This is a genomic window from Velazquezella soli, from assembly GCF_977018685.1.
Map to the genome: position 1 here is coordinate 1 of NZ_CDRNXF010000004.1, position 12283 is coordinate 12283.

Consider the following 12283-nt stretch of genomic DNA (forward strand, 5'->3'; position numbering starts at 1 on the left):
TGCTGCTCTACCATTGAGCTACACCCGCGTCGGGGGAAGGTTTCCAACAATGGGCCGTGTCTGTCAAGGTCGCCGGGGTGGAAGCGTCCGGGGGCGGCTTTCTAGCTGCGGAAATGCTTGGAGAGTTTGAGGCCCTGCGCCTGATAGTTCGAGCCGAGGCCGGAGCCGTAGAGGCCCTGGGGTTCTTCCAGCATGTGTTCGTAGACGAGGCGACCGACGATCTGGCCGTCTTCGAGGATGAACGGGACCTCGTGGCTGCGCACCTCGAGGACGGCGCGGCTGCCGCGGCCGCCGGCGGCTTCGTGGCCGAAGCCGGGGTCGAAGAAGCCGGCGTAATGGACGCGGAATTCGCCGACCAGCGGGTCGAACGGCGTCATTTCGGCCGCATAGAGCGGCGGCACATGGACGGCCTCGCGCGAGACGAGGATGTAGAATTCATCCGGATCCAGAATCAGTTCGTTGCGGCCGCGGCTGTGGATCGGCTCCCAGAAATCGAACAGATCGTGCTGAGCCTTCTTGTCGACATCGACGACGGCCGTGTGGTGCTTGCCGCGATAGCCGATCAGGCCATCCTTGTCGCCGGCAAGGTCGATCGATAGCGCTATGCCGCCGCCGGAGATGTTCGGCTGCGCGGCGGCGACCAGCGTTTCGGCTCCATGCAGCGCCAACAGCTCCGGCTCCTGCAGAAGGGCGTTGCCGACGCGGAAGCGGATCTGCGACAGGCGCGAGCCCTGGCGCACGACGATCGGAAATGTGCGCGGGGAAATTTCGAGATAGAGCGGACCGCGATAGCCTGAAGGGATCTTGTCGAATTCCTGGGCCCGGTCGGTGATGACGCGGGTGAAGATATCGAGGCGGCCGGTGGAGCTTTTCGGATTGGCCGAAGCCGACATCTCGGCCGGCAGATCGAGGCTTTCCATCAGCGGCACGATATAGACGCAGCCGGTTTCGAGGACGGCGCTTTCGGAGAGATCGATGACGTGCAGGCTGAGGCGCTCGAGCTTGTCGGACACGAGGCTCATCGGCCCCGGCATGAACGAGGCGCGCACGCGAAACGCCTTCTGCCCCAAGCGCAGATCAAGGCTCGCCGGCTGGATCTGGTCCTGATCAAGCGCCCTCTCGGACTTCAGCCGTCCTTGTTCGAAGAGCGCCGCAATTGCGCGGTCCGCCAGAATTCCCGTTTCGCGAGCCATCATGTCTCTTTCAGATTTTGGGGGCGACAAAACCAAATGCGGACCATTGACGCAAGCGGAAGCGAGGCGTAAGGCAGCTTTATCCCGTGGTGATTTGGCCGGTCGGCTTGCAGCCACGTTAAACAAGTGGCTAAAAAGACCGGGTTGAAAACCGGTCTGCGATTGCGGCCGGTTTTTTTGTATCACGAAGGTGATGAACACATGAGCAAATCCCCGAACAAGAACTGGCGCCCGGCCACCACGCTCGTCCATGGCGGCACGCTGCGCTCGCAATATGGCGAGATGTCGGAAGCCATCTACCTGACGCAGGGCTTCGCCTACGACAGTTCAGAAGCCGCCGAGGCCCGTTTCAAGGGCGAGGCCGACGGCTATATCTATGCCCGCTACGGCAGCCCCACCAACGACATGTTCGAAAAGCGCATGTGTGCGCTGGAGGGTGCAGAAGAAGCCCGCGCCACCGCCTCCGGCATGGCCGCCATCACGGCAGCGCTCATGTGCCAGCTTCGCGCCGGCGACCATATCGTTGCCGCGCGGGCCCTGTTCGGTTCCTGCCGCTGGGTTGTCGAAACGCTCGCCCCGCGCTACGGCATCGAATGCACGCTGGTGGACGGTCGCGACCTTGCCAACTGGGAAGCGGCGATCAAGCCCAACACCAAGGTGTTTTTCCTGGAAAGCCCGACAAACCCGACGCTGGAAGTGATCGACATTGCCGGCGTTGCCAAGCTTGCCAATCAGGTCGGCGCCCGTCTGGTGGTCGACAATGTGTTTGCAACGCCGCTCTTCCAGCGGCCGTTGGAACTCGGCGCCCATGTGGTCGTCTATTCCGCCACCAAGCATATCGACGGCCAGGGCCGCAGCCTTGCCGGCGTCATCCTTTCGGACCGCGAATGGGTTCTGGAGCACCTGCAGGACTATTATCGCCATACCGGTCCGGCAATGTCGCCGTTCACGGCATGGACACTGATCAAGGGGCTGGAAACGCTGCCGATCCGTGTTGCCCAGCAGACGTCGAATGCGGCAAAGATCGCCGATTTCCTGGCCGAGCAGTCCAAGGTCGCGAAAGTGATCTATCCCGGTCGCAAAGACCATCCGCAGGCCGATATCATCGCCAAGCAGATGACGGGCGGATCGACGCTGGTCTGTTTCGAGCTGAAGGGCGGCAAGGAAGCGGCCTTCAAGCTGCAGAATGCCATGGAGGTGGTCACCATCTCCAACAATCTCGGCGACACCCGCTCGATCATCACGCATCCGGCAACGACGACGCACAAAAACCTCAGCGACGAAGCCCGTACGGAACTGGGAATTTCTCCCGGCACCGTGCGCTTTTCGGCCGGCATCGAGGATGCGGACGACCTGCTGGAAGATTTCGCGCAGGCGCTGAAGCAGATCTGATCGGCTTTACGCCGAACGATGGGTAGACCCGGAACGCTCCGGGTTTACCATATCAGTTATCCCTATCATCAAGAACGCGACATTGCCTCAGATGCAAGCCGCGAGAATTCTTGACCTTTCTCCCCCACTGTACGATATCGGCACGATGAGCAATCTTGAGGTGCCAATGTACCGCGCCCGCACCAGAGACATAGACGTCGCCGTCGAGCCCTATTATCTCGAGGAGCAGTCGAGCCCCGAGGACAGTCGTTATGTCTGGGGATACCGGATCGTGATCGAGAACAAGTCCTCGATCAGCGTCACGCTCGTGCATCGCTACTGGAACATCACGGACGAAAACGGGATCGTCGACGAGGTCGACGGACCAGGCGTCGTTGGCGACCAGCCGCGACTGGAGCCGGGCGACAGCTATGAATATTCGTCCGGGTGCCCGCTCGACACGCCATCCGGCGTCATGTTCGGCACCTACGATATGAAGACGGACGAAGGCGAGACTTTCAAAGTCGACATTCCCGCCTTCTCGCTGGATTCACCAGGCGTCGTGCGCGTTCTGAACTGACCCGCAAAGCGGATCAGGCGCTTTCGAATTCCTCCGTCACGAACTTGTAGGTGGTCGAGCAGAACTCGCAGGTTACCGCGATTTCTCCATCTTCCACACTCGCGTGGATTTCTTCCGCAGAGAACCCGTCCAGAACGCCCTTGATCTTGTCGCGCGAGCAGCTGCAGCGGTCGAACACCGTCTGCGGATCATAGACCCGCACGCCGCGCTCGTGGAACAGCCGGAACAGCAGCCGTTCGATCGCCACCTGCGGATCGGTCAGCTCGTCCGTATCGATGGTGCCGACCAGCGTGCTCGCCTCTAACCAGGCATCGTCCTCGACTTCGACGGCATCGCGTTCGTCACCGTCGCCGCCATGCAGGTCGGGCTGGCGCATGCGCTCAGGCGCCTGCGGAAGGAACTGGGCGACAAGTCCGCCGGCGCGCCAGTTATGGCGCGGGTTGCCGTCCTCGTCGCGGTCGATGAGTTCGGCGACGGCGAGGCGAACCCGGGTCGGGATCTGTTCGGACTGGCGGAAGTAGACGCCGGCCATTTCTTCAAGCGACGAGCCGTCCATCGGCACGATGCCCTGATAGGGCTGCATGCCGCGGCCCTGATCGATCGTCAGCGCAAGAAAGCCATGGCCGAGCAGTTCGGCAGGCGAGATCTTGCCGTTCTCGACGGCTTCGGCCAGTGCATCCTCGTCGTAGCGGGCATAGGCGCGCAGTGCATCCGGCGTGGAGAAATCGGCAACCAGCAGGTCGACCGGGCCGTCACCCTTGGTCTGCATGGTGAACTTGCCTTCGAATTTCAGCGAAGTGCCCAGCAGTGCAGTGAGCACGACGGCTTCCGCCAGCAGCCGCGCGACCGGTGCCGGATAATCGTGCCGTCCGAGGATCGCGTTGAGGAGTGGCCCGAGCTGGACTGCACGGCCACGCACATCAAGACCATCCACCTGGAAGGGCACGACGCGGTCGTCGCCGGCAAAATCGAGTTCGTTCAGTTCAACAGTCGCTTCCGCCATGAGTTAACTCCTTCGCGCCGGCGCTCTCAGTTCCTCGAACGCTTTTACACAAGCGCCAGCCGCAGCGGAACCGCCGGCCGGGGATTTGAGAACGTTGACGATATCGTGTTGAAGCGCCGCACTCGTTCGGCGGCGCGCTTTGAAAGCCGTCAGATGGTGGCGGCTCTCATCGAATTCAAGTCGGAAGCGCTTTCGATCCTCAGACGATGCCGAAGCACCAGGCTAGGATCGACTTCTGCGCATGAAGGCGGTTTTCCGCCTCGTCGAACACCACCGACTGTGGTCCGTCGATGACCTCGTCGGTGACTTCCTCGCCGCGATGCGCCGGCAGGCAGTGCATGAAGAGCGCGTCCTTGTTTGCCTTATCCATCAGCGCCTTGTTGACCTGATAGGGCTGGAAGATGTTGTGGCCGCGCGCCTTGTGCTCCTGGTTCATCGAGATCCACGTATCGGTGACGACGACATCGGCGCCGGTGACTGCCCGTTCGGCATCGTGGCAGAGCATGATCTCGCCGCCATTGTTGCGGGCCCAGTTCAGGAACTTGTCATGCGGCTCGGAGCCCATTGGCACGGCCATGTTCATCTTGTAGCCGAACCGCGCCGAGCCTTCGACGAGCGAGTGCAGCACGTTGTTGCCGTCACCCGTCCAGGCGATGGTCTTGCCTTTGACAGGACCGCGATGCTCCTCGAAGGTCATCAGGTCGGCCATGATCTGGCAGGGATGGGTATCGTCGGTCAGCGCGTTGATAACAGGCACGGTGGCGTGCTCGGCCATTTCCCGCATGCGGTTGTGATCGGTGGTGCGGATCATGATCGCATCGACATAGCGCGACAGGACACGTGCCGTATCGCCGATCGTCTCGGCGCGGCCGAGCTGCATTTCCGTGCCGGACAGGAAGAGCGTCTCGCCGCCGAGCTGGCGCATGCCGACATCGAAGGAGACGCGGGTGCGGGTGGACGGCTTTTCGAAGATCATCGCCAGCATCTTGCCGGCGAGTGGCTGATCGCCCTTGCCGGCCTTGAAGGCCTGCTTGCGGCTCTTGGCGTCGTCAAGAATGGTGCGGAGGTCCTCCGGCGAAACCGCCGAAAGATCCAGGAAATGCTTTGGTGATGCCATGCTATCGTCCCCTATCGAGGGGAACCGTCACCGGCACCCCTCATCGCGCTCAGGCTGTTTTCTTAAGTTCTGCCTTGGTCAGCTTTTCGGCTGCCCGTTCGATCCGTGCGAGCCCCTCGCGGGCTTCCGCGGCCGTGATCGTCAACGGCGGCAGAAGGCGCACGACGTTATCGCCAGCAGGTACTGACAGCATTTTCTCATCGCGCATTGCAACGACCAGATCGCCAGCAGGCACCCTTGCCTTGATGCCGAGCATCAGGCCTTCGCCTCTGATATCTTCGATCACGTCAGGGAAACGGTCCTTCAGGCTTGCCAGTCCCTGGCGGAACACGAGCGCGACATCGCGGACATTTTCAAGGAAGCCATCGGCCAGCACGACGTCGAGCACCGCGTTGCCGCAGGCCATGCCGAGCGGATTGCCGCCATAGGTCGTGCCGTGAATGCCGGGCTTCATGCCGGAAGCAGCCTCTGCGGTCGCAAGGCAGGCGCCGAACGGGAAGCCGCCGCCGATGCCCTTGGCAACAGCCATGATATCAGGCGTGATGCCTGTCAGTTCGTGGGCGAAGAACCGGCCGGTGCGGCCAACCCCGCTCTGCACTTCGTCGAGGATCAGCAGCAGACCCCGGTCGTCGCAGATGCGACGCAGCTCGCGCAGGAATTCCTTGTCCACGACGCGCACGCCGCCCTCGCCCTGGATCGGCTCGATCAGCAGCGCGCCGGTGTTTTCGTTTATCGCAGCGTTGAGGGCATCGAGATCACCGAATGGGACCTGATCGAACCCTGGCGCCTTCGGGCCGAAGCCTTCCATGTATTTTTCCTGACCACCGGCGGCGATCGTCGCGATGGTCCGGCCGTGGAAAGCACCCTCGAAGGTGATGATGTGGAATTTCTCCGGATGGCCCTTGGAGAAATGATAGCGACGCGCCGTCTTGATGGCGGTCTCAAGCGCTTCGGCGCCGGAATTGGTAAAGAACACCTTGTCGGCGAACGTGGCATCCACCAGACGGCGGGCCAGACGTTCCTGCTCCGGGATCTCGTAGAGGTTGGAGAGGTGCCAGACCTTCTCGGCCTGCGACTTCAGCGCGTTTACCAGATGCGGATTGGAATGACCGCAGGAGGTGACGGCAACGCCTGCCCCGAAATCCAGATATCGCTCGCCACCTTCCGTCACAAGCCATACGCCCTCGCCTCGATCAAAGCGCAAAGGTGCCCGGGCAAACGTGTCGTAAAGTGCGGCTTCAGCCATGGCGACATCACTCCTCTGGGTAGGTTCCGACCCCCCTCTCCAGACCTCTCCGGAGACCGGGAATGCGGCCTGAAAAATCAAAAATGCCGCCCACCGGGCGGCGCGGGCACTATCATGGCTAAGTGCCTCCATGTCAACAAAACTTGGTGTTTTATAGGGCTTTCGGGGCATATGCCGCGATGCAACCTGATGCTGTATTGCGGCATTTCGGTCTGTGACAAAAATGACTCTTGAGGGCAGCAAGTTGGGGAAAACCGCGAAATCGATTCGCGGCGATTCGAGCGACTCTTGCCACGGAGTCAGCCACACACTAGGTTAATCCTCAATTACTAGAACGCATGCGGCGGAACTAGTCACCTCGAAGCATAGATTGCGTGGGTGCGGCGGATTTATTTCGCCGCAGAGGTGAACGGATTCTGTCTGCCAGCAACGTTCAAAGGCGGAGAACGGCATGAACTGGACTGATGAGCGCGTCGAGCGACTTAAAAAACTATGGTCGGAAGGTCTCAGCGCCAGCCAGATTGCAGCCCAACTTGGAGGCGTAAGCCGCAATGCCGTGATCGGCAAAGTGCACCGTCTCAACCTTCCGGGTCGCGCCAAAGCAGGCGGTTCGGCGTCGGCCAATCGCCCGGCATCCAAGCGCCCAGCGCCCGCAGCTCCGCGCGCGCCGAGCTTTGCCGGACGCGACACAGCCCGTCCCGCAGCACGGACGGTGGGTGCAAACGCCCTCAAGGAAGATCAGGACGTCAACGTCGCCGAACCGGTGAAATACACCGCTTCCGGCAGCGTCGTCGTGCCGATCTCGCGCCGTCTGTCGCTGACGGATCTCACCGAGCGCACATGCAAGTGGCCGGTCGGCGATCCGCTGACGGACGACTTCCATTTCTGCGGTTGCGATGCGCAGGATGCGTCGCCCTATTGCAAATATCACGCGAAGCTTGCCTACCAGCCCGTGCACGAGCGCCGTCGTCCGGCTGCCCGCGCGTCTTAAGTCAGGCGGCTACGGAAACAAGATCGAAGGCGGGCTCTGGCCCGCCTTTTGCGTTTTCGGCATGGCTGACTTGCGCTGAAAAAACTTGCCTCGCACTCCCTGGGCTCCTATTTCGGCCTCGAGAGAGGACGACCTCCCCCTGAATGGGCATAACGCCGGGACGACCCGGCATGAACCTGACCTAAAGGGGAAGATCATGCGCTCGATAAGAGACCGTATTCGCCACGCTATCAGCTTTGAAATCATCGGGCTTCTGATGATGGTGCCACTCGGCGCCTTCGTCTTCGACATGCCGGTCGAACATATGGGCATTGTCGGCGTCGTGTCTGCGACGGTCGCGACCGGCTGGAACTACCTCTACAATCTGGGTTTCGACCGCTTTCTGCAGGCGCGACGGGGTACGACGCTAAAGACGCCTGCCTTGCGCATTGCTCATGCGGTGCTGTTCGAAATCGGTCTGCTGGTCGTGCTGATGCCGTTTATCGCGTGGTATCTGCAGATTACCCTTCTCCATGCGCTGACAATGGATATCGCGATCGCGCTGTTCTACGTGGTCTATGCCTATCTCTTCAATCTTGGCTACGACAAGCTGTTCCCGCTGCCGGAATGGAAGACCCAGGAAGCCGCCTGACCATCAGAGTTTCGGACGGTGCAATACGCCAGTCCGATGGAAGCCTGAATGTCTCGGCAAACCCGATCTCTCCGGCGCGCGTGATCCGCAGAGCCCGGGTTTCCTCTCGGCGGCCGATCCAGCCGACGCCAAGAGCGCGGTCCAGCAGCGCCGCACCCATTTGTCCCGCCAGATGCGGCCGTCGCTCGCTCCAATCGAGGCATGTCCGGCAGAGCGGGCGTTTCGAACGGGTCAGCTGTTCGAGATCGATCCCGAAATCACAAAAGAACCGTCTGCCCTCGTCGGTGATCAGGCCGGCTCCATCGCCGAGCAGCATGTAGCCGCTTCCTGTTAGGGCATCGGCGAGCGCGATGGCGAGACGGCCGGCCATGTGATCGTAACAGGTGCGGGCAAGCCGTAACGCTTCGTCTTTCGGGCCGACAGGATGATGGCGCTTCGGCCCATCCGCGGCGACTGCCATCAACGCGTGGATCGCGTGCGCGACTTCCGGAGAGGCAAGTCGGTAATAGCGGTGCCTGCCCTGCTTCTCGACCTCGATCAGGCGAACCTGCGCCAGTTTGCCGCGATGGCCGCTGGTGGTCTGCGCGGTGACGCCGGCGTGGCGTGCCAGTTCGCCCGCCGTCAGCGCCTGTCCGCCCATCAGCGCGGACAGCATGTTGGCGCGTGCAGCATCGCCGATCAGGCTTGCAACTTCCGCAATCGTGTTTCCTGAAACCATATTGGGCATGATCCAGTTCTAGCACCGGAAAACTTTGCCGTCAGCGGTCAACGGTTCGGCCGTCGTCGAAGCATTTCTTTTCCTCTCTCCGCTAAGACGGGCGGAGATTGCATGGATGGGGATAGGAACTGGAATGGCGGACACCAAAACAAGCATGGCAACGGATCTGTTGCTGCTCCTCACGCTCGCGACGCTTTGGGGCGCGTCCTACACGCTGATCAAGGTCGGTGTGGAGACGATCTCGCCCATCACCTTTATCGCCGTCAGGACGCTGGTCGCCGGTCTCATTCTCGTTGCGGCACTGCACCTGCGCGGCTTGAAACTGCCGAGGGACCGGCAGACCTGGACGCTCTTCACGGTTCAGGCCTGCCTGAACAGCGCTGTCCCCTTCACCCTGATTGCCTGGGCCGAACAGACGACCGATGCGGGCCTTGCCACCATTTTGAGTTCAACGACGCCGATCTTCGCGTTTCTGCTGACGGCGCTGATCACGCGCCATGAAAGCGTCTCTGCGGCCAAGCTGTTCGGAGTTGCGGCAGGCATTGTCGGCATATGCCTGATCGTCGGCATGGAGGCGCTTGCCGGGTCGGGCGAGAACCTCTGGGCTCAACTCGCCATCGTGACCGCGACGATCTGCTATGCGGCGGCTGCCATCTTCGGGAAGAATTTTAAGGGATTGGACCCGATGATGCCCGCCGCGGGATCGCTGATCGCAGGGGCGGCCATCCTCATTCCCGTGAGCCTCGTGGTCGACAGACCCTGGACGCTGACGCCCAGCACCGATTCGATGCTCGCCCTGTTGGCGCTCGCGGTATTTTCGACGGCGCTCGCCTTCGTCATCTATTTCCGGCTGGTGCAGACGCTGGGCTCCGTCGGCACGACGGCGCAGGCCTATCTGCGGGTGCCGATCGGCGTTGGCATCGGCGTCGTGTTTCTCGGCGAAACGCTTGCCTCGACAGCCTGGCTCGGTCTCGCCTGCGTCGTGACCGGCGTGATTGCCATGACGCTGCCGGCTAGGAGACGCGGTGCTCAGGCTTCCATTGAGTAACCGGCACCGCGGACCGTGCGGATGACATCCTGCATGTTGGAGAAGTTGAGTGCCTTCCGCAGGCGCCCCACATGCACGTCGACGGTGCGTTCGTCGACATAGATGTCATGACCCCAGACGCCGTCGAGCAGCTGCGAGCGCGAAAAGACGCGGCTGGGTGAGGCCATCAGGAATTCCAGAAGTCTAAACTCTGTCGGCCCGAGGCGAACTTCGCGGCTCTTGCGGTGAACGCGATGGGTTTCGCGATCGAGTTCGATATCGCCGCATTTGAGGACGCTCGAAAGGACCTCCGGTCGGGCACGGCGCAGCATCGCCTTGACGCGGGCCATCAGTTCCGGCGTCGAGAAAGGCTTGACCACATAGTCGTCTGCGCCGGTGGCAAGCCCGCGAACGCGCTCGCTTTCTTCGCCGCGCGCCGTCAGCATGATGATCGGCAGGCGTTCCGTCTCCGGCCGCATACGCAGGCGACGGCAGAGTTCGATGCCTGAAACGCCCGGCAGCATCCAGTCGAGAATGAGAAGATCCGGAACGCGCTCCTGAAGCCTGATTTCCGCTTCGTCACCGCGAAGCACGGTATCGACCTCGTAACCCTCGGCCTCCAGGTTATACCGAAGGAGGACGCTGAGGGCCTCTTCGTCTTCCACGACTGCGATCTTCGGCTGCATTCCGACTTGCTCCGTCACTCGTCCCGAACCGCACTTAGATCCGCCAGATCCGCTCGCGCTGCTTCAGGTCATTGGTTTTGGCAGTTATCGTCCCGAAACCGGCAGGCGATTTCGGGAGAGCTGCATCATGTCCCGGCGGAGCCGAGCATGTTGGACGTATCGTCCTTCGGACGTTCGCCCTCCGGCTGTGCGCCGGTCGCGATGTAGTAGATGGTCTCGGCGATATTCGTCGCGTGGTCGCCGATGCGCTCGATGTTCTTGGCGCAGAACAGGAGATGGGTGCACGTGGTGATGTTGCGCGGATCCTCCATCATGTAGGTGAGGAGTTCGCGGAACAGCGAGGTGTACATCGCGTCAATCTCTTCATCGCGCTGGCGGATGATTTCGGCTTTTTCCGCGGAGCGGTTGGCGAAGACATCAAGAACGTCCTTGAGCTGCACCAGCGCCAGTTCGGAAAGATGCTCCAGACCACGGGCGAGCTTGCGCGGGACGCCTGTTCCCTGCACGGCGAGCACGCGCTTGGCGGTGTTCTTACCAAGGTCGCCGACGCGTTCCAGGTCAGCTGCAATGCGCAGCGTGCCGATGATCTCGCGAAGGTCGGCCGCCATCGGCTGACGCTTGGCGATGGTGACGATCGCCTTGTCCTGGATATCGCGCTCGGCATGGTCGAGAATGACGTCGTCCGAGATGACCTTCTGGGCCAGTGCGGAGTCGGAGTTGACGAGCGCACGCACGGCATCACCGCACATCTGCTCCGCCAGGCCGCCCATTTCGGAGATCCGGCGGTTCAGGTATTTCAGTTCCTCGTCATAGGCCGAGAGAATATGGGTCGAAACCATGTGTCTGATCCTTGATGTCTGCAGTTGCGGCTGACGGGCTCTGCGCCCGCATCAGCCGAAGCGGCCCATGATGTAATCCTGGGTGCGCTGGTCATCCGGATTGGTGAACATCTTGTCGGTATCGTTTTCCTCGACCAGGTGGCCGAGATGGAACATCGCCGTGCGCTGCGAAACGCGGGCCGCCTGCTGCATCGAGTGGGTGACGATCACGATCGTGTAGTTGGCGCGCAGTTCGTGGATCAGTTCCTCGACCTTGGCCGTGGCGATGGGGTCGAGTGCCGAGCACGGCTCGTCCATCAGAATGACTTCAGGCGAAACGGCGATCGCACGGGCGATGCACAGGCGCTGCTGCTGACCGCCGGAAAGGCCGGTACCGCCTTCATGCAGGCGATCCTTGACTTCTGCCCAGAGGCCGGCGCGCTGCAGGCTTGCCTCGACGATCGCGTCCATTTCCGTCTTGCCGCGGGCAAGGCCGTGGATGCGGGGACCGTAGGCAATGTTCTCGTAGATCGACTTCGGGAACGGGTTCGGCTTCTGGAACACCATGCCGACCCGGGCACGCAGCTCCACAACGTCGATTTCCTTGTCGTAGATATCGTCGCCGTCGAGCGTGATCTTGCCGGTGACGCGGCAACCCTCGATCGTGTCGTTCATGCGGTTCATCGTGCGCAGGAAGGTGGACTTGCCGCAGCCGGACGGACCGATCAAAGCAGTGACGGTATTTTGGCGGACATTCAGGTTCACGTCATAAAGAGCGCGCTTGTCACCGTAATAAACGGAGACATCCTTGCCGATCATCTTATATGCAACGTCGTTCATTTTCTTGTCCAGCGCCTTCTCAACTGCAGCTTCTGACATCATGTTCATTGCTTCCCCCTTCC

13 protein-coding genes and 1 riboswitch are annotated in these 12283 nt (G+C 61.5%); of the genes, 5 read left to right on the top strand and 8 right to left on the bottom strand.

What is annotated here, in order from left to right:
* Positions 1-101 precede the first annotated feature (101 nt).
* Positions 102-1196, bottom strand: a complete 1095-nt coding sequence (locus tag AC0JZ8_RS03585) for a 2'-deoxycytidine 5'-triphosphate deaminase (RefSeq protein WP_471891832.1) — start codon at positions 1194-1196, stop codon at positions 102-104.
* A 73-nt stretch (positions 1197-1269) separates the two neighbouring features.
* A riboswitch (SAM riboswitch) is annotated at positions 1270-1348 on the top strand.
* A gap of 46 nt (positions 1349-1394) precedes the next feature.
* On the opposite strand from AC0JZ8_RS03585, the gene AC0JZ8_RS03590 reads away from it, so the two are divergent.
* Complete coding sequence (locus AC0JZ8_RS03590; protein WP_062578956.1) at positions 1395-2585, top strand: O-succinylhomoserine sulfhydrylase; 1191 nt, start codon at positions 1395-1397, stop codon at positions 2583-2585.
* A gap of 166 nt (positions 2586-2751) precedes the next feature.
* A complete protein-coding gene (gene apaG / locus AC0JZ8_RS03595) occupies positions 2752-3144 on the top strand; it encodes a Co2+/Mg2+ efflux protein ApaG (RefSeq protein ID WP_062453923.1) in 393 nt (130 codons plus the stop codon).
* Between the two features lie 13 nt (positions 3145-3157).
* Here the strand turns inward: apaG and AC0JZ8_RS03600 are convergent, their stop codons facing one another.
* From AC0JZ8_RS03600 to AC0JZ8_RS03610, 3 genes are all read right to left on the bottom strand, one after another.
* Complete coding sequence (locus AC0JZ8_RS03600; protein WP_092663650.1) at positions 3158-4147, bottom strand: Hsp33 family molecular chaperone; 990 nt, start codon at positions 4145-4147, stop codon at positions 3158-3160.
* Positions 4148-4346: 199 nt separating this feature from the next.
* Entirely contained in the window at positions 4347-5264 is a 918-nt protein-coding gene (argF, locus tag AC0JZ8_RS03605) for an ornithine carbamoyltransferase (protein WP_471891833.1), read from the bottom strand.
* Between the two features lie 49 nt (positions 5265-5313).
* On the bottom strand, positions 5314-6510 hold the full coding sequence (locus tag AC0JZ8_RS03610; RefSeq protein ID WP_471891834.1) for an acetylornithine transaminase: 1197 nt from the start codon (positions 6508-6510) through the stop codon (positions 5314-5316).
* Between the two features lie 451 nt (positions 6511-6961).
* On the opposite strand from AC0JZ8_RS03610, the gene AC0JZ8_RS03615 reads away from it, so the two are divergent.
* Together AC0JZ8_RS03615 and AC0JZ8_RS03620 are read left to right on the top strand one after the other, a co-directional pair.
* Entirely contained in the window at positions 6962-7501 is a 540-nt protein-coding gene (locus AC0JZ8_RS03615; protein ID WP_062453927.1) for a GcrA family cell cycle regulator, read from the top strand.
* 196 nt (positions 7502-7697) lie between these two features.
* Positions 7698-8132, top strand: a complete 435-nt coding sequence (locus tag AC0JZ8_RS03620) for a PACE efflux transporter (protein ID WP_471891835.1) — start codon at positions 7698-7700, stop codon at positions 8130-8132.
* On the opposite strand, the gene AC0JZ8_RS03625 is transcribed toward AC0JZ8_RS03620, so the two are convergent.
* A complete protein-coding gene (locus AC0JZ8_RS03625) occupies positions 8071-8859 on the bottom strand; it encodes an ArsR/SmtB family transcription factor (protein ID WP_471891836.1) in 789 nt (262 codons plus the stop codon). The genes AC0JZ8_RS03620 and AC0JZ8_RS03625 overlap by 62 nt on opposite strands.
* A gap of 124 nt (positions 8860-8983) precedes the next feature.
* On the opposite strand from AC0JZ8_RS03625, the gene AC0JZ8_RS03630 reads away from it, so the two are divergent.
* The gene (locus tag AC0JZ8_RS03630; RefSeq protein ID WP_471891837.1) at positions 8984-9898 is read left to right on the top strand and encodes a DMT family transporter; all 915 of its coding nucleotides are present in this window, start codon (positions 8984-8986) and stop codon (positions 9896-9898) included.
* Here AC0JZ8_RS03630 and phoB read toward each other — a convergent pair.
* The 3 genes from phoB to pstB form a co-directional block, all read right to left on the bottom strand.
* Positions 9880-10563 (bottom strand): phosphate regulon transcriptional regulator PhoB, encoded by a 684-nt coding sequence (gene phoB, locus AC0JZ8_RS03635; RefSeq protein WP_062453930.1) that lies wholly within the window; start codon positions 10561-10563, stop codon positions 9880-9882. The genes AC0JZ8_RS03630 and phoB overlap by 19 nt on opposite strands.
* A 125-nt stretch (positions 10564-10688) precedes the next feature.
* Positions 10689-11402 (bottom strand): phosphate signaling complex protein PhoU, encoded by a 714-nt coding sequence (phoU, locus tag AC0JZ8_RS03640; protein WP_062453931.1) that lies wholly within the window; start codon positions 11400-11402, stop codon positions 10689-10691.
* A 51-nt stretch (positions 11403-11453) separates the two neighbouring features.
* A complete protein-coding gene (gene pstB, locus AC0JZ8_RS03645) occupies positions 11454-12269 on the bottom strand; it encodes a phosphate ABC transporter ATP-binding protein PstB (RefSeq protein ID WP_062453932.1) in 816 nt (271 codons plus the stop codon).
* Positions 12270-12283: the final 14 nt, after the last annotated feature.